This window comes from Streptomyces griseorubiginosus (assembly GCF_036345115.1).
Classification (GTDB): Bacteria; Actinomycetota; Actinomycetes; order Streptomycetales; family Streptomycetaceae; genus Streptomyces; species Streptomyces griseorubiginosus_C.
The window spans coordinates 6,313,144-6,332,249 of the sequence record NZ_CP107766.1 but is presented as its reverse complement, the minus strand read 5'-3'; the positions used below and the strand labels follow the sequence as shown (position 1 = coordinate 6,332,249).

15 protein-coding genes are annotated in these 19,106 nt (G+C 71.6%); 1 reads left to right on the top strand and 14 read right to left on the bottom strand.

Annotated features, from left to right (window positions below):
- Positions 1-91 precede the first annotated feature (91 nt).
- From OHN19_RS28675 to OHN19_RS28610, 14 genes are all read right to left on the bottom strand, one after another.
- Complete coding sequence (locus OHN19_RS28675) at positions 92-1,642, bottom strand: alkaline phosphatase D family protein (protein ID WP_330266964.1); 1,551 nt, start codon at positions 1,640-1,642, stop codon at positions 92-94.
- A 202-nt stretch (positions 1,643-1,844) separates the two neighbouring features.
- Positions 1,845-3,353 carry an FG-GAP and VCBS repeat-containing protein gene (locus tag OHN19_RS28670; protein WP_330266963.1) on the bottom strand — a complete coding sequence of 503 codons (1,509 nt, stop codon included), beginning with the start codon at positions 3,351-3,353 and terminating at the stop codon, positions 1,845-1,847.
- A 131-nt stretch (positions 3,354-3,484) separates the two neighbouring features.
- Complete coding sequence (gene obgE, locus OHN19_RS28665) at positions 3,485-4,921, bottom strand: GTPase ObgE (protein WP_330266962.1); 1,437 nt, start codon at positions 4,919-4,921, stop codon at positions 3,485-3,487.
- 115 nt (positions 4,922-5,036) lie between these two features.
- On the bottom strand, positions 5,037-5,291 hold the full coding sequence (gene rpmA, locus OHN19_RS28660) for a 50S ribosomal protein L27 (RefSeq protein ID WP_030961848.1): 255 nt from the start codon (positions 5,289-5,291) through the stop codon (positions 5,037-5,039).
- 14 nt (positions 5,292-5,305) lie between these two features.
- Complete coding sequence (rplU, locus tag OHN19_RS28655; protein WP_007381993.1) at positions 5,306-5,626, bottom strand: 50S ribosomal protein L21; 321 nt, start codon at positions 5,624-5,626, stop codon at positions 5,306-5,308.
- A 194-nt stretch (positions 5,627-5,820) separates the two neighbouring features.
- The gene (rfbC, locus tag OHN19_RS28650) at positions 5,821-6,414 is read right to left on the bottom strand and encodes a dTDP-4-dehydrorhamnose 3,5-epimerase (RefSeq protein WP_330266961.1); all 594 of its coding nucleotides are present in this window, start codon (positions 6,412-6,414) and stop codon (positions 5,821-5,823) included.
- Positions 6,415-6,422: 8 nt separating this feature from the next.
- Entirely contained in the window at positions 6,423-8,420 is a 1,998-nt protein-coding gene (locus OHN19_RS28645) for a glycosyltransferase family 2 protein (RefSeq protein ID WP_330266960.1), read from the bottom strand.
- Entirely contained in the window at positions 8,417-9,313 is an 897-nt protein-coding gene (gene rfbD, locus OHN19_RS28640) for a dTDP-4-dehydrorhamnose reductase (protein WP_330266959.1), read from the bottom strand. The genes OHN19_RS28645 and rfbD overlap by 4 nt, the downstream gene beginning before the upstream one ends.
- Positions 9,310-10,296 (bottom strand): dTDP-glucose 4,6-dehydratase, encoded by a 987-nt coding sequence (gene rfbB / locus OHN19_RS28635; RefSeq protein ID WP_330266958.1) that lies wholly within the window; start codon positions 10,294-10,296, stop codon positions 9,310-9,312. The genes rfbD and rfbB overlap by 4 nt, the downstream gene beginning before the upstream one ends.
- Positions 10,293-11,360 (bottom strand): glucose-1-phosphate thymidylyltransferase, encoded by a 1,068-nt coding sequence (locus OHN19_RS28630; protein WP_330266957.1) that lies wholly within the window; start codon positions 11,358-11,360, stop codon positions 10,293-10,295. Before OHN19_RS28630 ends, rfbB begins: the two co-directional genes overlap by 4 nt.
- A gap of 211 nt (positions 11,361-11,571) precedes the next feature.
- Positions 11,572-15,705: an Rne/Rng family ribonuclease gene (locus OHN19_RS28625; RefSeq protein ID WP_330266956.1), complete on the bottom strand. Its 4,134-nt coding sequence runs from the start codon at positions 15,703-15,705 to the stop codon at positions 11,572-11,574.
- 262 nt (positions 15,706-15,967) lie between these two features.
- Positions 15,968-16,777: a TIGR03936 family radical SAM-associated protein gene (locus OHN19_RS28620; protein WP_330266955.1), complete on the bottom strand. Its 810-nt coding sequence runs from the start codon at positions 16,775-16,777 to the stop codon at positions 15,968-15,970.
- Positions 16,778-16,825: 48 nt separating this feature from the next.
- Positions 16,826-17,854 carry a hypothetical protein gene (locus OHN19_RS28615; protein WP_330266954.1) on the bottom strand — a complete coding sequence of 343 codons (1,029 nt, stop codon included), beginning with the start codon at positions 17,852-17,854 and terminating at the stop codon, positions 16,826-16,828.
- 15 nt (positions 17,855-17,869) lie between these two features.
- The gene (locus OHN19_RS28610; protein WP_330266953.1) at positions 17,870-18,397 is read right to left on the bottom strand and encodes a GNAT family N-acetyltransferase; all 528 of its coding nucleotides are present in this window, start codon (positions 18,395-18,397) and stop codon (positions 17,870-17,872) included.
- Between the two features lie 92 nt (positions 18,398-18,489).
- Between OHN19_RS28610 and OHN19_RS28605 the strand changes: the two genes are divergently transcribed.
- Positions 18,490-19,074: a TerD family protein gene (locus tag OHN19_RS28605; RefSeq protein WP_280851527.1), complete on the top strand. Its 585-nt coding sequence runs from the start codon at positions 18,490-18,492 to the stop codon at positions 19,072-19,074.
- Positions 19,075-19,106 lie beyond the last annotated feature (32 nt).

Below are 19,106 nucleotides of genomic sequence, written 5' to 3'. Positions count from 1 at the left end.
ATTCCGCAGCTTTTCGGTCTCGGCGAGGGCAAGAGAACGAAAGAGGGGCGTGGGACTGCGACGAGGCCCACGCTCCCCTCAAAAGGCGTCCTCACACCAGCCGGACTCCGGGCTCACCGTCGTCCACCCGCAGCTGGGCGATCGTGCTCGCTGTCGCCTGCGGTCTGACCACCGTGTCCACGACCCGGACCTGGGCGTCGATGCCGTACCGGTCGATGTCGAACAGGTGGTAGCCGCGGTGGGCGTCGATGAACTTCCAGTGCGGGTTGTCGGCCTTCAGCGGGTCCCACTGGGCGTGGAAGGCGGCCTGGTCCTGGTCGCCGTTGCTGGAGATGGACGTACCGACGAACTCGGCGCCGACGACCTGGGACGACGGGTCGGCGTAGTCCGCCTTGAGGTCGCTGATCATCGTCAGATGGCGGTCGCCGGAGAGCACGACCGGGTTGCTCACGTTCCGGAACTCCTCCAGGAGGGCGTTGCGTTCCACCTGGTAGCCGTCCCAGGCGTCGTAGTACCAGAGCTTGCCCTCGCCGGGCAGGATGTCCGTCTCGGCCATCATGATCTGCGAGGCGATCAGGTTCCAGCGGGCCGGTGAGTCCTGGAGCGAGTCCAGGAGCCACTGCTTCTGCCCGGCGCCGAGCATGGTGAGCGCCGGGTCCTGGGCGGCGGCCTGGCTGGTGACCTGGTCGCTGCGGTACTGCCGGGTGTCGAGCACGTTCAGCCGGATCAGGCGGCCGAAGTCCAGGTTCCGGTACATCTGGATGTGCGGTCCGTTCGGGACGGCCGTGGCGCGCACCGGCATGTGCTCGTAGTACGCCTGGAAGGCCGCCGTCATCCGGGCCACGAACGCGTCGTGCGGCTGCTTGTCGGGGTCCTGCGGGATCTCGCCCGCCCAGTCGTTGTCGACCTCGTGGTCGTCGAAGGTGACCACCCAGGGCGCGTTCGCGTGCACCTCGGCGAGGTCCGGGTCGGTGCGGTACTGGGCGTACCGGTTGCGGTACTGCACGAGGGTGTACGGCTCCCCCGCGCCCTCGTGCCGACGCGGGCCCGCGGACGACGGTGCCGACTCGTAGATGTAGTCGCCGACGAACAGCACGACGTCGGGGTCCTGGTCCAGCATGTCGGCGTACGGCGTGAAGTAGCCGTTCTGCCAGTTCTGGCAGGAGGCGAGCGCCACCCGCAGGGAACCCTGGGTGGAGTGCTTGGCGGGGGCGGTGCGGGTGCGGCCGGTGCGGGAGAGCTGGCCGTCGGCGCGGAAGCGGTACCAGTAGGTGCGGCCCGCACGCAGGCCCCGTACGTCTACGTGGACACTGTGCCCGTATTCGGGCAGGGCCTGGGCGGTGCCCTGGACGAGGGCCTTGGTGAAGTTCTCGTCCTCGGCGAGCTGCCAGTCGACGGAGACCACTCTGTCGGGCATGCCTCCGCCGTTGAGCGGGTCCGGTGCGAGCCGCGTCCACAGCACGATGCCGTCCGGCAGCGGGTCGCCGGAGGCCACGCCGAGGCTGAACACTCCGTCCGGCAGCGGAGTGTCCGCAGCTCGGGCGGTGCTCGGCAGCCACAGCTGCGCGGAGGCGGCTGCGCCGAGCAAAGCGGCGGAGGCGGTCAGAAAGCGGCGTCGGTTGGGTGATGCTGCTCCTTGCACGGGCGAACTCCCTTGCGTCGCTGACCTTTTGGACACCCTGGAAGCTCACGCTTCGGGGTGATCCGTGCGTTGAACCAGGGTGTTCGCGTGCATGACAAATAGGTAGACAACAGAAGAGCCGTTGCGACTCGGAAATCACATGATGAACATGACTCCGGCGCAACGGCCTTCAGGACACCGCCGACTGACGATCTTTTGGTTTCTAGTTGGCGAAGCCCGAGCCCAGACGGGCCTTCGCCGCGGTCGTGCCGAGGAGTGAGTGGCCGAACGTGAGCGTGCCGTTCGGCCCCAGAACGGTGGCCGGAATCGGCACTCCGCCGGGCGAGACGACGTGCTCCCCCGCGGAACGGAAGGACCACACCGACCCGGCGCCCGCGTTCTCACCGGGCGCGCCGGCCACCACGTCGGCCAGCCCGTCGCCGTTCGCGTCACCCACATGGACCGCCCCGCCGAAGGCGTCGCCGTTCTCGGCGGCCCCGGGCACCCCCGGGCTGTTCTGCGTGACCACCTGGTGGGAGCCGGCCCCGGTCAGCCCGTCGGCCCGGCCGGCCAGCACCACGACGGAGCCGGCGTCGCGCCAGGCGTCCGGATCCGTGGGCGTGCCCAGGTCCTCGCCCGGCACCCCGGTGACCACGTCGAGGTACCCGTCCCCGTTGACGTCCGCGAGCTGCACGTCGGTGCCGAAGCGGTCGCCCTTCTCGGCGGTGCCGGGCACCCCGGGGCTGTCCTGGTTGACGGCCTGCTCCTTCACTCCGTCAGGGGCGCCCGAGGTGCCGGGTATCCAGGTGACCCGGCCGCCCTTGGCCCGGTAGGCGTCGTAGTCGCTCGCGTAGCCGTCGACGGCCCGGCCCACCACGATGTCGGCGTAGCCGTCCCGGTTCACGTCCCCGACGGCGAGGTTCTCGCCGCCCTGGAGCGTGGCGCCGTCGATGTCCCAGACCAGGGTCCAGGGCGTGAGGCCGTCCTTGGTGCCCCACCAGTACGCGATCCGCCGGGAGTCGAAGGTCTCGCCGGTCTGGGCGGCCACGACGTCGGTGATCCCGTCGCCGTTGAGGTCGCCGACGTCGAGGTCGAGGACCCGGCTGGGGTACCGGTCCTTCACCACCTGGCGTTCCCCGCCGGCCGCGCCGGAGCGGCTGAAGGGGCCGCCGGTCGCCACCAGGCCGTAGCGGTCCACGGCGGTCAGCAGATCGGTCGCGCCGTCCCCGTCGACGTCACCCGCCGCGAGGTGTCCCGCGGAGCCCAGCCGGTCGCCGGCCGCGCCGGAGGCCAGGGTCGCTCCGCCGGACAGACCGCGGGCGCCGCCCCACAGGACCTGCACCCGCCCGGAGCCGCCGTCCTCACCGCCCACCCCCACGATCAGGTCGGTGTACCCGTCCCGGTCCAGGTCGGCGGTGGTGAGCGCGCTGCCGAAGCGGTCGCCCGCCTCGGAACCACCGGGCACGCCTGCCGTGTTCTGGCTGAACACCCGCTTCGTGGACGCCTTCAGACCGCTCGCCGAGCCGTACAGGACGCCGACGAACCCGGCCTTCGCCCTGCCGCCCACCGTCCCGTCGGGCGCGGCCACCGCGAGGTCGGCGTAGCCGTCCCCGTTGAAGTCGTCCCGTACCTCGTGCGGCGCGGCCCCCGCGACCGCGGGCAGAGCGACCACACCGCCGAGCGCCAGGGCCACGGCAAGCGCCGTACGCCACCCTCTTCGTTGAACGCGCATGCCGCATCCCTTCTGTGACGGTCGTACAGATGTGCCCGGTACGACTCACAGCAAGGGCGGTTGGTTGTCCTGCGCCACATCGGGACGGCGCCCGGCGTTCACCCGGAGCTACGGGACGCCCGCCGGTCGGCTCAGAAGGGCTCGAAGTCGTCGAACTCCTGGCTGGCCTCGTCCCGTTCGGCCTGCTTGTCGCGGCGGCGCTGCGCGGCGGGCCGGGGTGCCTCGAAGCGGTGGTCCTCGCCACGCCGGCCGAGCATCTCGGCGCCGGCCATGACGGTCGGCTCCCAGTCGAAGACGACCGCGTTGTCCTCGGGGCCGATGGCGACGCCGTCACCCGAACGGGCGCCCGCCTTCATCAACTCCTCCTCGACACCGAGGCGGTTGAGGCGGTCGGCGAGGTAGCCGACGGCCTCGTCGTTGTTGAAGTCGGTCTGACGCACCCAGCGCTCCGGCTTCTCGCCGCGCACCCGGAAGAGGCCGTCCTCCTCGCGGACCACGGTGAAGCCGGCGTCGTCCACGGCCTTGGGCCGGATGACGATGCGGGTCGCCTCCTCCTTGGGCCTCGCGGCCCGCGCCCGGCCGACCAGGTCGGCCAGCGCGAAGGACAGCTCCTTCAGCCCCATGTGGGCGACCGCGGACACCTCGAAGACGCGGTAGCCGCGCGCCTCCAGGTCAGGCCGGACCATGTCGGCGAGGTCCTTGCCGTCCGGTACGTCGATCTTGTTCAGGACGACGATGCGGGGGCGGTTGTCGAGGCCGCCGTACTCCCTGAGCTCCGCCTCGATGATGTCGAGGTCGGAGACCGGGTCGCGCTCGGACTCCAGCGTGGCGGTGTCCAGGACGTGCACGAGGACACTGCACCGCTCCACGTGCCGCAGGAACTCCAGGCCCAGGCCCTTGCCCTGGCTGGCGCCCGGGATCAGGCCCGGCACGTCGGCGATGGTGTAGACGGTCTCGCCGGCGGTGACCACGCCCAGGTTCGGGACCAGCGTGGTGAAGGGGTAGTCGGCGATCTTCGGCTTGGCCGCGCTGAGCACCGAGATCAGCGAGGACTTGCCGGCGCTCGGGTAGCCGACCAGCGCCACGTCGGCGACGGTCTTGAGCTCCAGGACGATGTCCTGGAGGTCGCCGGGGACGCCAAGCAGCGCGAAGCCGGGGGCCTTGCGGCGGGCGGAGGCCAGCGCCGCGTTGCCGAGGCCGCCGCGGCCGCCCTGGGCGGCGACGTAGGAGGTGCCGTGGCCGACGAGGTCGGCGAGGACGTTGCCCTGGCGGTCCAGGACGACGGTGCCGTCCGGCACCGGCAGGACCAGGTCCTGGCCGTCCTTGCCGGACCGGTTGCCGCCCTCGCCGGGCTTGCCGTTGGTGGCCTTGCGGTGCGGGGAGTGGTGGTACTCGAGCAGCGTGGTGACGGACTGGTCGACGGTGAGGATCACATCGCCGCCCCGGCCGCCGTTCCCGCCGTCGGGTCCGCCGAGCGGCTTGAACTTCTCACGGTGGACGGAGGCACAGCCGTGACCTCCGTTACCCGCGGCGACATGCAGTTCGACGCGGTCCACGAAGGTGGTCATGGTCAGTGCCTCCAAAAGCGTATGGGTACTACTGGCGTAACACGCGAAAGGCGGACCCGCCTTCCCACCAGGGAAGTGAGGTCCGCCTCGCGAAAAGTTCGGTCTGAGCCCGAGCTCAGGCGACCGGAACGATGTTCACGACCTTGCGGCCACGGTGGGTGCCGAACTGCACCGCACCGGCGTTCAGCGCGAACAGCGTGTCGTCGCCGCCGCGGCCGACGCCCGCACCCGGGTGGAAGTGGGTGCCGCGCTGGCGGACCAGGATCTCGCCCGCGTTGACGACCTGACCACCGAAGCGCTTCACGCCGAGGCGCTGAGCGTTGGAGTCACGACCGTTACGGGTGGACGATGCGCCCTTCTTGTGTGCCATCTCTCCTCAGTCCCTTACTTCGCAGCCGCGGGGATCTCAGTGACCTTGATCGCCGTGTACTGCTGGCGGTGGCCCTGACGACGGCGGTAGCCGGTCTTGTTCTTGTAGCGAAGGATGTCGATCTTGACGCCCTTGTGGTGGTCCACGACCTCGGCCTGGACCTTGATGCCGGCCAGGACCCACGGGTCGCTGGTCACAGCGTCGCCGTCGACAACGAGCAGGGTCGAGAGCTCGACCGTGTCGCCAACCTTGGCAGTGGAAATCTTGTCAACCTCAACGATGTCGCCGACAGCAACCTTGTGCTGGCGACCACCGCTGCGCACGATGGCGTACACGCGGATCTCACTCTCTCGCTCGGGAACGGCACCCCCGCAGTCCAGCCGCCCGGCAGAGCGAACGGCCTCTCCCGGCCGGAAGAACGGCCCGAGAGGAAGAGGTTTACGGGGATGTGGCGTGTCACCAGTGGACACGCCGACGGTCTAGGTTACGGGGCCGCGGCCGAACGGGTCAAACCGGGCCCCGCTCCCGCTCAGCTGCCGAGGCCCTGCCGGTACGCCACGCACTCCTCGTAGGAGGGCAGCAGCCCCTGCTCACGCGCCTCGGCCAGGGTCGGCGCCTGCTCGTCCTTGGCGGACAGCAGCGGGGTGATCCCCTCGGGCCACTCGATGCCGATCTCCGGGTCGAGCGGGTGGACGCCGTGCTCGCGCTGCGGCGCGTACCCCTCGGAGCACAGGTAGACCACGGTGGCGTCGTCGGTGAGCGCCATGAACCCGTGGCCGAGTCCCTCGGAGAGGTACACGGCGTGGTGGTCCTGGTCGTCCAGGCGGACGATCTCCCACTGGCCGAAGGTGGGCGAGCCCACCCGGATGTCCACGATCACGTCGAGGACCGCGCCGCGCACGCACTTGACGTACTTGGCCTGCCCGGGCGGCACGTCGGCGAAGTGGATGCCGCGCAGGGTGCCCCGGCTGGAGACCGACATGTTGGCCTGGGCCAGGCTCAGCGGGTGACCCGCCGCCTCCGCGAACACGGGGGCCTTGAACCACTCGTGGAAGCTGCCGCGGCCGTCGGGGAAGACCTTCGGCTCGAACACCCAGGCACCGGAGATGGAAAGGGGTCGCATCGCGGGTCTCAGCCCTTCTTCTGGTTGGTCAGGGCGCGCTTGATGCGCCCGGCGGCCCGGCGCCACAAGGGGCGCGGTGCCTTCTTCGTGGGGGCGGCGGCCTTCTTCGCGGCGGGCTTCGCGGACGGGGTGTGCCGGTCGATCACCTTGGCGGCGCCGTCGGCGTCCACCACGACGTCGACGGGCAGCCGCGTCCACTTGCGCTCCCCGCGGGCCGCGGACGGCACCCCGACCCGCACCGCCCAGCGCATCCCGGTGAGCTTCTCCAGCGGCAGCTCGGCGGTGGCGATACGGCCGTCCAGCGTGGCGTCGGCCGGGTACTTGCCGACGTTCTTGCGCTCGAAGCGCAGCTGGACGGTGTCCCCGCCGGTCGCGGCGATGTGCAGCGGCAGGGGCAGCCGTACGGCGGAACCCTCGACCGCGCTCTCGGCGGGCGGCATGAAGGCGACCGCCTCGCCCTCCAGCTTGTTGGTGTGCTGGTCCACGTCGAGCGAGAGGTTGCCGGGACCCTCGGTCCAGTACGGCAGCACGAGCCGCTTGGGCTCGCCGGTGAGGGCGGCCAGGCGACCGGCCTCCACGTCCTCGCCGCGCACCGCGCCGAGCCGGGTCTCCTTGCTCCAGCCGCAGGACTTGATCCGGAGGTGCAGGTCCCACAGGCCCTTGTCGAGCGGGGCGCCGGAGGCCGCGGTCTCGGGGTCGAGCTCGGCGCGGGCGGAGATCCGCTGCCGGAAGAGACCGTCCCCGGCCTCGATCTCGTGCAGCTCGCTCGTGACGGGCAGGTAGAACTGGCGGGCGTCCTCGCGGTGCCGGACCACGAGGTCGACGTCGCTCTTGGCGAGCGGGGCGTCCAGCTTGATGCCCTGGTCGTCGAGGGCCTTCAGCGCCTCGTCGGACAGCGGCAGACCGAGCAGCCGGCGCTCGCCGTCCCGGCGGAAGGTCATCGGCTCGCCGTCGATCTGGAGTTCGGAGTCGAAGCCGACCTTCAGGGTGCCGTCCTGCCACTTGAGCGAGGTGAGCTCGCCGGTGGGCTTGATCCCGGCCTCCCACTCGGCGAGCGTGCGGATGTCCTGGTAGCGGTCGGCGAAGACCAGCCCCGCGACCACCTTCTGGGTGAGGCCGAGACGGGCGACGACACCGGGGCCGAAGCGCTCGGTGACCACCTTGTGGATCTCGGTGTACAGCTCCTCGGCGTAGTCCTCGGGGAGCTTGAGGAGGCGCTGGCCGCGCAGCCGCTCGACCATCTCGTTGCGCAGCCAGCGGCTGAACAGCTTGTCGCGCAGCGCGCCCGGCTCGGTCAGCTCCTCGACGACGTCGAGGGCCTCGCGCAGGTTGCCGAAGTAGCCGACCGGGTCGAAGCGCTGGAAGCCGGCGTTGGAGCCGTCGTCACGGGTGATGTGGTAGTAGCACAGGTAGTCGCCGAGGACGGCGACGCTCTTGGCGCGCAGGTAGGCCTCGACGACGAAGACGTGGTCCTCGAGTCGGCGGCGGCCCTCCTTGAAGCGCATGTTGTGCTCGTTGAGGAACTCCCGCCGGAACATCTTGTGCGGGGTGAGGCTGTCGATCAGCGGCGCGTTCTCCACGGTGGCGCGCGGCCGGTTGACCCGGAACAGCTCCTGCGGGACCGGGCGGCCGATGCCGGCCATCTTGCCCACGACCACGTCGGCCTCGTTGGCCTTGCCGTAGTCGTACATCCGCTCGAGGGCCTCGTCGCCGAGCCAGTCGTCGTGGTCGACGAACATGACGTACTCGCCCTGGGCGGCCTCGATGCCGGTGTTGCGGGGCTTGCCCGACCAGCCGGAGGACTCCTGGTGGATGACGTGGAAGTGCGGGTGCTCGGCGGCGAGCTGGTCCAGGCGGGCCGGCGTCTCGTCGGTGGAGCCGTCGTTGACGAAGAAGACCTCGAACTCGTCCGGGGTCAGGCTCTGCCGGAGCAGGCCCGTGATGCAGTCCTCGACGTATTTGCCGGGGTTGTAGACCGCGATGACGACGCTGACCTTGACCGTCACGCCGTGTTCTCCTTCAGATGGACCCGGTGGATCTCCGGGAAGGCCTCGGTGAGGGCCGTACGCCAGTCGCGCAGCGGCTCGATGCCGGCCTCGGCGAACCGGCCGTGACCGAGGACGCTGTAGGCGGGGCGGGGCGCGGGGCGCACGAAGGCCTCGCTGGTGGTGGGGCGGACCCGGTCCGGGTCGGTGCCCAGCAGCCGGAAGATCTCCTGGGTGAAGCCGTGCCAGGTGGTCTCGCCGGAGTTGGTGCCGTGGTAGACGCCGGCCGGGGCGGTGCCGGCGAGGGCGCCCAGGCCCAGCTCGACCAGCAGGCCCGCGAGGTCGGCGCTCCAGGTGGGCTGGCCGCGCTGGTCGTCGACGACGTCGAGGGTGTCCTTGACGCCCTCCAGCTTGATCATCGTCTTGACGAAGTTGGGGCCGCCGGTGCCGTACAGCCAGGCGGTGCGCACGACGTACCCGCGCTCGGTCGCCAGGACCGCCTTCTCGCCGGCCAGCTTGGTGCGGCCGTAGGCGCTGCGGGGCGCGGTGGGCGCGTCCTCGGCGTACGGCTCCTGGGCGTCCCCGGCGAAGACGTAGTCCGTGGAGACATGCAGCAGGACGGCGCCGGTGCGGGCGCAGGCCTCGGCGAGATTGCGGGGCCCGTCGCCGTTGATGGCGAGCGCCTCGGCCTCACGGGTCTCGGCGTCGTCGACGGCGGTCCAGGCCGCGCAGTTGACGACGACGGCGGGCCGGTGCTCGTCGAGTGCCGCGCGCACGGCGTCGGCGTCGGTGAGGTCCAGCGCCTTGCGGTCGAGGGCGACGTACCGCTCCCCCGACTGGGCCAGCCGGGCCAGGACGTCCTGGCCCAGCATGCCGCCCGCGCCCGTGACCAGCCAGGTGCGGTTGTCGGTCACAGCGCGGCCCGCTCCTTCAGCGGCTCCCACCAGGCACGGTTGTCGCGGTACCACTGCACGGTCTCGGCGAGGCCCTGCTCGAAGCTCTTGCGCGGCTCGTAGCCGAGCTCCTCGCGGATCTTCGTGCAGTCCACGGAGTAGCGGCGGTCATGGCCCTTGCGGTCCTCGACGTACTCGACGCTGGTCTCCCAGTCGGCGCCGCAGGCCTTCAGCAGCAGGCCGGTGAGCTCCTTGTTGGAGAGCTCGGTGCCGCCGCCGATGTTGTAGACCTCGCCGGCGCGGCCCTTGGTGCGCACCAGCTCGATGCCCTGGACGTGGTCGTCGATGTGCAGCCAGTCGCGGACGTTGCCGCCGTCGCCGTACAGCGGGACCTTCTTGCCGTCGAGAAGGTTGGTCACGAAGAGCGGGATGACCTTCTCGGGGAAGTGGTGGTGCCCGTAGTTGTTGGAGCAGCGGGTCACGCGCACGTCGAGGCCGTGGGTGCGGTGGTACGACAGCGCGATCAGGTCGCTGGACGCCTTCGCCGAGGAGTACGGCGAGTTGGGCTCCAGCGGGTGCGTCTCGGGCCAGGAGCCCTCGTCGATCGAGCCGTAGACCTCGTCGGTGGAGATGTGCACGAAGGTCTTGATGCCCGCGCGGTGGGCCGCGTCGATGAGGGTGTGGGTGCCGACCACGTTGGTGCGCACGAACTCGGCGCCGCCGTCGATGGAGCGGTCCACGTGCGACTCGGCGGCGAAGTGCACCACCTGGTCGTGCTCGGCCATCAGCTTGCCGACCAGCTCGGGGTCGCAGATGTCGCCCTGCACGAAGGCGAAGCCCGGGTGCTCGCGCACCTCGTCGAGGTTGGCCGGGTTGCCCGCGTAGGTCAGCTTGTCCAGGACGGTGATCGAGACGTCACCGGGGCCCTCGGGGCCGAGCACGGTACGGACGTAGTGCGAGCCGATGAAGCCGGCACCGCCGGTCACCAGAATCCGAGTGGTCATGAAGAGATCTGCACCTTGCTGTGATCACCGAGCACGAGCCGGTGTGCCTTGGGGTTACGGGGCGCGGGCGTGACCTCTACGTCACGTCCGATGAGCGAGGCCTCCACGCGGCGCACGCCGGTCACGGACGAGCCGCGCAGCACGATGGAGTACTCGATTTCGCTGTCCTCGATCCGGCAGTCCTCGGAGACGGACGTGAACGGACCGATGTAGGCGTCGTTGACCACCGTGCCGGCACCGATGATGGCAGGACCGACGATGCGGCTGCCACTGACGCTGGCGCCCGCCTCGACGCGCACCCGGCCGATGATCTCGCTGGACTCGTCGACCGTGCCCTCGACCACCGGCTCGACGGTCTCCAGGACCGACCGGTTGACCTCCAGCATGTCGGTGACGTTGCCGGTGTCCTTCCAGTAGCCGGAGATGGTCGTCGAACGGACGTCACGCTTCTGGTCGATCAGCCACTGGATCGCGTGGGTGATCTCCAGCTCGCCGCGCCAGGACGGCTCGATGGAGCGGACGGCCTCGTGTATGGCCGGCGTGAAGAGGTAGACGCCGACGAGGGCGAGGTCGCTCTTGGGCTGCTTCGGCTTCTCCTCCAGGCCCACCACCCGGCCGCCGGCGTCGAGCTCGGCGACACCGAAGGAGGTGGGGTTGGGGACGCGGGTCAGCAGGATCTGCGCGTCGGGCCGCTCGGCGCGGAACTCGTCCACCAGACCGGTGATACCGCCGACGATGAAGTTGTCGCCGAGGTACATGACGAAGTCCTCGTCACCGAGGAACTCCTGCGCGATGAGCACGGCGTGGGCGAGGCCCAGCGGCGCTTCCTGCGGGATGTAGGTGACCTTGATCCCGAACTGGGAGCCGTCGCCGACCGCCTCACGGATCTCGTCCGCGGTGTCGCCGACGACGATCCCGACCTCACTGATCCCGGCCTCGGCGATCGCCTCCAGGCCGTAGAACAGCACGGGCTTGTTGGCGACCGGCACCAACTGCTTGGCGGAGGTGTGGGTGATCGGGCGGAGGCGGGTGCCCGCTCCCCCGGAGAGCACGAGAGCCTTCACGAAAATCCCTATTTGTCTAAATTAAGCGTCAATCTCGGCTCACATCATAACCCTGGGGGCAGGCCGGGGATTCACCGGCCATTCACATGATCGATCACCGGTTGACAACTTTCCGTCGGACGCAATACCCACAGAATCACGAAATCCGCCCCCGGCGAACCAGGGGCGGATTTCGATCACCGTTCGGCCGAATTCATTCGGTGACCGTCCGTCAGGACTCGTCCGCCTGGGTGGAGACGGAGCCCGGCGACTGCTGCTCGGCGGCCACCGTCTTCTTCGACGCCGCCTTCTTCGTGGTCGTCTTCTTGGCCACGGTCTTCTTCGCTGCCGTCTTCTTGGCGACGGTCTTCTTGGTCGCGGCCTTCTTCGCCGTGGCCTTCTTGGCCGTCTTGCGGGCCGTCTTCTTGGCCGGAGCGGCCTCCTCCTCGGCGGACTCCGCGGCAGCGGGCTCCTCCGTCACGGCCGGCGCCTCCGCCGAGGGCACGACCACGACGGCCGCCTCCTCGGACGCGGTGGGCGCGGTGGCCTTGCGGACGGCCCGGCGGCGCGGACGGGCCGGGGCGGCGCTCTCGGCAGCGGCCTCGGGCTCGGCCGAAGCGGCCGCCGGGGGCTCCTCGGCGGGTGCCTCGGCCACCGGCGCGGTCTCGGCGACCGTCACCACGGCGGCCTCCGCCCCCGCGGGCGACCCGGCGGGCGCGGACACCTTGCGGGTGGCGCGCCGACGGGTACGGCCCTTGGGCGCGGCCTCCTCGGTGACCGGCGCCTCGGCGGCGACCACCGGGTCCTCCGCGGCGACCGGCTCGGCCTGCGCCTCGGCGGCCGTCTCCGGCCGCACGGGACGCTCGGCCTCGACCTCGGCGGGCACCGCCTGAGCGGTCGGCACCTCGACGCCCTCGGAGACCGGGCCCTCCTCGACGGCCGGCTCCTCGAAGCCACCCGACCTGCGCGACCCGGCACCCCGCGGCGCACCGGCCGGAGCCGACGCCCGGCGGCTCGCCCGGCGACGGCCACGCCCGCGCGTGGCGGCCGCCTCCGCCTCGGCGATGCTGCTGTAGAGCTCCTCGTCGGGCTCGAACTCGGCCGGGGCCAGCGAGATCGGCTCGGCCACCTCGGCGGCGAGCTCGGCCTCGGTCTCGACCTCTTCGGGCGCCTCGGGAGCCTCTACGGCGGCCACGGCCTCGTGGGTGTGCTCGTGCCCGTCGCCGCCGCGCCCGCGCTTCTTGCGCTTGCCGCCGCCACCGGCGGAGCTCGGCTGCTCCATGTGCACGATGACACCGCGGCCGTTGCAGTGGACGCAGGTCTCGGAGAAGGACTCCAGCAGCCCCTGGCCGACCCGCTTGCGGGTCATCTGGACCAGGCCCAGCGAGGTGACCTCGGCGACCTGGTGCTTGGTCCGGTCCCGGCCCAGGCACTCCAGGAGGCGCCGCAGCACCAGGTCCCGGTTGGACTCCAGGACCATGTCGATGAAGTCGATCACGATGATGCCGCCGAGGTCGCGCAGCCGCAGCTGGCGCACGATCTCCTCGGCCGCCTCCAGGTTGTTCCTGGTGACCGTCTCCTCCAGGTTGCCGCCCTGGCCGGTGAACTTGCCGGTGTTGACGTCGACGACGACCATCGCCTCGGTCCGGTCGATCACCAGCGAACCGCCGCTGGGCAGCCAGACCTTGCGGTCCAGCGCCTTGGCGAGCTGCTCGTCGATCCGGTACGTGGCGAAGACGTCGACCTCGGAGGTCCACTTCTGGAGCCGCTCGGCGAGGTCGGGGGCGACGTGGGAGACGTATCCGTGGACGGTCTCCCAGGCCTCCTGACCGCTGACGACGACCTTGGAGAAGTCCTCGTTGAAGATGTCGCGGACGACCCGGACGGTCATGTCCGGCTCGCCGTAGAGCAGCGTCGGCGCGTTGCCGCTCTTGGCCTTCTTCTGGATGTCCTCCCACTGCGCCTGGAGCCGCTCGACGTCGCGGCGCAGCTCGTCCTCGGAGGCGCCCTCGGCGGCGGTGCGGACGATGACGCCCGCGTCCTCGGGGACGATCTTCTTGAGGATGGTCTTCAGCCGCGCCCGCTCGGTGTCGGGCAGCTTGCGGCTGATGCCGGTCATCGAGCCCTCGGGCACGTACACGAGGTAGCGGCCCGGGAGGGAGACCTGGCTGGTCAGACGCGCGCCCTTGTGCCCGATCGGGTCCTTCGTCACCTGGACCAGCACGGGCTGGCCGGACTTGAGCGCGGACTCGATGCGGCGCGGCCCGTTGGCCATGCCGAGCGCCTCGAAGTTGACCTCACCGGCGTAGAGCACCGCGTTGCGGCCCTTGCCGATGTCGATGAAGGCGGCCTCCATCGACGGCAGCACGTTCTGGACCTTGCCCAGGTAGACGTTGCCGACGTACGAGGTGGCCTGCTCCTTGTTGACGTAGTGCTCGACGAGCACGCCGTCCTCGAGCACGCCGATCTGGGTGCGCTCACCGCTCTGCCGGACGACCATCACACGCTCGACGGCCTCGCGGCGGGCGAGGAACTCGGCCTCGGTGATGATCGGGACGCGGCGACGCCCCTGCTCGCGGCCCTCACGGCGGCGCTGCTTCTTGGCCTCCAGACGGGTCGAGCCCTTGATGGACTGCACCTCGTCGGACGGCTCGGCCTTCGCGCGCGGCTCGCGCACCTTGACGACGGTCCGCTCGGGGTCGCCGTCACCGGGCTCGGTGTCGGCGGCGGAGTCCCCGGCCCGACGCCTGCGGCGACGGCGGCGACGGCTGCTGGAGCTGGAGCCACCGGACTCGTCGGAACGGGCGTCCTCGTCGTCCTCGTCGTCCTGCTCGGCCCCGTCCTCGTCCTGGGCGGACTGGTCGGCGGCCTCGTCGGAGTCGTCCGGCTCCTCGTCACCGGACGCCTCGGCGGACTCACCCCGGCGACGGCGACGGCCACCGCGCCGACGGCGACGCCGCGACCCGGTCTCCTCGGCCTCGTCCTCGTCGACGGAGTCCTCGGCGCCGTCGTCCGGCTCCTCGTCCTCTACGACGGGCTCGGGGGCGGTCTCCCGCGCCTCGGGCTCGTCGGCGGCACCCCGGCGCCGGCGGCGGCGCCGCGACCCGGTCTGCTCCTCGGCGATCTCCTCGGCCGGCTCGGCGGTCACGACGGCCTCGACCGGCTCGCTCTGCCCGGCCTCCGCCTCCGCGGCGGCCTCGGCGGCGGCCCGCTGCGGGGTCTGGAACTGCGGCTCGGTGAAGACGGGCGCCTGGAACACGGCGACCGCGGGCCGCGCGGGGCGGCGCGAGCCGTTCTCCTCGTCGTCGGCACCGGCGGACCGGCGGGCGGGCTCGGAGAACCCGACGGCGGCCTGCCGCACGGCACGACGACGGCCACGGCGGGGGGAGGCGTCCTCGACGGGGGCCTCGGCGGTGGTGGGCTCCGCGGCGGGGGCGGGCTCCGCGGCGGGGGCCTCTGCCTTCGCCTCTGCCTTCGCAGCGGGGGCCTCGGCGGCGGGCGCCTCCGCGGCGGCGCTCTCGGCGGACGCGGCGGTGTCGGCGGCCGGCGTGGACACGCGGCGGGTGGCACGGCGACGGCGACGCGGGGCGGCGTCCTCGGAGTCGGCCTCGTCGGCTGTCCGGACACCTTCGGCGGGCGCGGTGGGCGCCTCGGCGGTCACCGGCTCGGCGGTCTCGGCGGCCGGAGCGGTCTCGGCGGCCTCAGGGGCACCGGCAGGCGCCGCGGCACGCCGAGTGGCCCGGCGCCGGGTACGGGCGGCAGGCGCGGCGGTCTCCACGGCGGGCGTCTCATCGGCGGACTCGGCCGCGGCGGGCGCCTCGGCGGTCACCGGCACCACGGTCTCGGCGGCCTCGGTCTCAGCGGTCGCGGCAGGCGCCGACACACGACGGGTCGCACGCCGACGCGTACGCGGCGGAGCGGCGTCCTCGGTGCTGGTCCCGACGGCGGGCGCGCTCTCGGCGGCCACGGCTTCGGCGGGCGCCTCGGCGGTCACCGGCACCACGGTCTCGGCGGCCTCCGCCGCCGCGGGCGCCCCGGCGGGCGCGGAGGCCCGACGCGTGGCACGCCGACGCGGGCGCGCGGCGGGCGCGGCGGCCTCGGCAGGCGCCTCGGCCCCGGCACTCACGCCGGTCTCAGCGCTTTCGGCGTTCTCGACGTTCTCGTCGAGCTTCTCCTCCTCGTCCGTGACGAGGTCCTCGGCCTCCGCGGCCGGTATGGCCGGAGCGACGACCTCCTCGCCCGACGAGGCGGCATCGGTCGGCGGACCCGCCGGCCGGGACGCGGCACGGCGCCGACGACGCGGCGGCAGGGTGTCGCTGGGGGTGTTCTGTTCGGAACCCTCGATGGGTTCGGTCGGCTCGAGCATGCGGGCTTGTCTCCCGTCAGGCTCCCGGGCGCCGCGCCTGGTCCGGCGGGATGCCGGTGACGTCCGCGGCTCGCGCGATGCGCGGTGCCGCCGTCCGGGGCGCGGGCGCCGCTCGGGAGCTCTCTGTGTCCTGTCTCGCCGGTTCCGTACGCCCTGTTGGGTACGGCCTGGCGAAAGTCTTCTGTGTGGGTGCGCTGCCCGACCCAGGTGGCTCCCGAGTACGAGGGCGGCGCTACGACGCCGGTCCTTCGCGGGACCTTCCTTACGCCGACGCCTTCGCGGTGGCGGTCGGTTCGGCCGTTGAGTGGGCCTCGACTGCCTCGCGGTCGGGCGCGAGCGGGTCGGTCACCGTGCCGGTCTCTTCATCGAGCAGCCCCTGCGCCAGCCTGGTCACCGCTGCGGGGACCGGCGGCGCCAGGTCGGCCACGGCGCGGAGACCGGACAGGACGTCGTCGGGTCGTACGGCAGGCGTCACGTGCCGAACAACCAGCCGCAGTATCGCACAGGGCTGGTCCGTCGGCCCAGCAAGGGGCGCGGCGTCAGCCGCTCCGGTGGAGCCGACGCTTGCGTCGGAGGGTCCACTGTGCGTCTCGAGTTGTACGACGGCGGGGCGGGCGTCGAAGGTCCGGAGGCCGTTCTTGGTGGTGCGCTGGACCTCGACCGCCTCGGCGGCGTTGAACGCGGCGACCGCGCGCTCGGCCTCGGCGGGCTCCACTCCGTCCAGCCTGAGCTCCCAGACGGAAGCGGTGAGCCGGTCGGCGAGTCCCGAGGTCCTGGCCTCGACCGCGTCGACGACGTCGAGCCCGGTGGGCAGCGACTCGTCGAGGAGGAGCCGGAGCTTCTCCGGGTCGCGGGCCTGGGTGAGCGCGATCTCCAGGTACTCCGCCTCACTGCCCGTGCCGGTGGGTGCGGCATTGGCGTACGACACCTTCGGATGCGGCGTGAACCCCGCCGAGTACGCCATGGGCACCTCGGCGCGGCGCAACGCACGCTCGAAGGCGCGCTGGAAGTCACGGTGGCTGGTGAACCGGAGGCGGCCGCGCTTGGTGTAGCGCAGTCGGATGCGCTGCACCGCCGGTGCGGGCGGCGGGCCTTCGGGCTGTCGCTTGCCCAGTGTCGCTCAGTCCTTCGTGAGTGCGGTCGTACTGCTACCAAGAGTACGTGTGTCGGCGCCCGTCGGTTCCCGCCGGGCCACCGCTTCCCTCTCACGGGGTTCACCGAAGAGCATGCGCCGGAAGTCGGCGCGTGCCTCCCGCACGCTCTCGCGGGCGGAGGCGAGCGCGGCCCGGGTGATCCGCCCCACACTGCGGGCGGCCTCGGCGACCGGGCGCAGCACCACGTCCCGGATCACGTGCCCGACCGGGGTCAGCACGGTGCGGTACACCCAGCGCACCGGCTCGACGAAGATCCACCGGAAGAGGGTCCCGAGGAACCGTCCGACGGCGAGCGAGATGTGCCCGGCGATCCGCCAGGCGTGCCCGAGCGCGTCCCACACCTCCCGCCCGACGACGGCGAGAACTCTCCCTACCGGCGCGAGAACCCAGCGCCACAGTGCGACGGCGGGGAGCACGAGCAGGATGCGGGCGATCCAGTACAGAGCGACGCCGACGCCGTTGAGGATCGTGCCCGCCAGCCACACGATCCCGCCGACGCACCAGGCCAAGGCGCGCCCGATGGGGGTGAAGATCCAGGCGAGCACGGCGCCGACGCCCTTGAGGAGCCACACGATCCCGTGCCCGATCGGGGTGAGCACGCGCGCGTACACCCACTCCAGCCCGGCGACGATCCCGCGCGCGACCCAGGCGATGCCGTGCCCGACCGGTGTCAGGACGTACCGGTACAGCCACACCAGCGGGATGACGAGGAGCACCTTGCCGAGCCACCCGACCGCCTTGGCGAGGGGCACGACGACGTACCGCCAAAGGGCCGTCAGGGGCCAGACGACCAGGGCCCGCCACAGCGGCCGCAGCACGCTGTCCCGCAGGAACCGCCCGACCACGACGAGCGCGTCCCACACCATCCGCACGGGCACGACCAGCACGAGCACGACGATCCGCACCGGGATGCGGATCGCGACGGTCAGGCATCCCTCGGGCGCGGGCTGCTGCGGCGCGGGGTGCTGCGGCGCAGGCCGCTTCTCCAGGTCCATAACGACGTAGACGCCTCAGTTCCCCGTCCGGATCCAGTACCGCAGCTTTACGCCGCGCCGGTCCTCGAATTCTCCGCCATTGGCCTCGATCACCTTACGAGACGCGGTGTTGGTGGTGTCACAGGTGAGCAGGGCCCGCTCGATGCCGAGTCGACGGCAGTGCGGCAGGGCGTCCCGGAGCATGGCCGTGGCGTGTCCCCGTCGCCAGGCGCCGGGGCGGATCGCGTAGCCGACGTGGCCGCCGTAGTCCAGCAGGAAGGGGGTGAGCCGGTGCCGGATGGAGAGCTTGCCGAGGAAGGTGTCGCCCTCGGCGTACCAGAAGTTGGTCATCGGCACCCAGTCCGGCCTGCGCGGCCGTTCCGCCTCCGCGCGCAGCATGTCCACGTACGCGGCGAAGCCCCCCGGCTCGCGCCAGGACTTCTCGTACGGCCCGGTCTCCTCGCCCACCAGCACAAGGGGGTTGAGGCCCGCCTCGGTGAACTCCCGTACGGCGTCGAGGTAGGAGGCCTGGAAGCGGGCGTCGGGCAGGGTCAGTTCGGGCATCTCCCCATGATGGCGAGGCCGGGCGTCACCGGTCGACCGGGTTTCGCGGGCCCGTCCTGGGAGCGCGGCGGCGGTCCGTGCAGTATGTCCCCATGATTACGCTCACGAAGGAAGACGGCCCCGCCGACCTGGACGGCGTGACCCATCTGTCCATAGGGGTCTCCTGGGACCCCACGGCCGGCGCCAGCGGCGGAGTGATCGGCAAGCTGCGCCGCAAGACCGGCACGGACCTCGACCTGATCGCCATCGCCATGCACGACGGCGACCCGGTGCGCCTCGCGGGCCTCGACTCCCTCGACCCCATCGGCAACGGCTCCCTGCTGCACAGCGGCGACAACCAGACCGGCCACGGGGACGGCGACGACGAGACGGTCACCGTCGAGTTCGCGAAGATCCCGCCGCACATCACGTCGATCGTCTTCGTCGCCGCGGCCTACAAGAAGGGCAGCTCCTTCCAGAAGGCCCGCAACATCAGCTTCAAGGTCTACGACGCCACCGGCGGCAGCTCCCAGCAGGTCGCCGACATCTGGCCCAGCATGCTCACCACGGACAACGGCTGCGCCGTGGCCAAGGCGGTCCGGGTCGGCACCACCTGGAAGCTCGAGGTCATCAACGTCACGGGCAAGATCAAGCAGGGCGACGAACTGGCCCTGATGCGCTTCGCGGCGAGCAAGTAACAGGTCATGAGCGGGAGGGCCACGGCACGGCG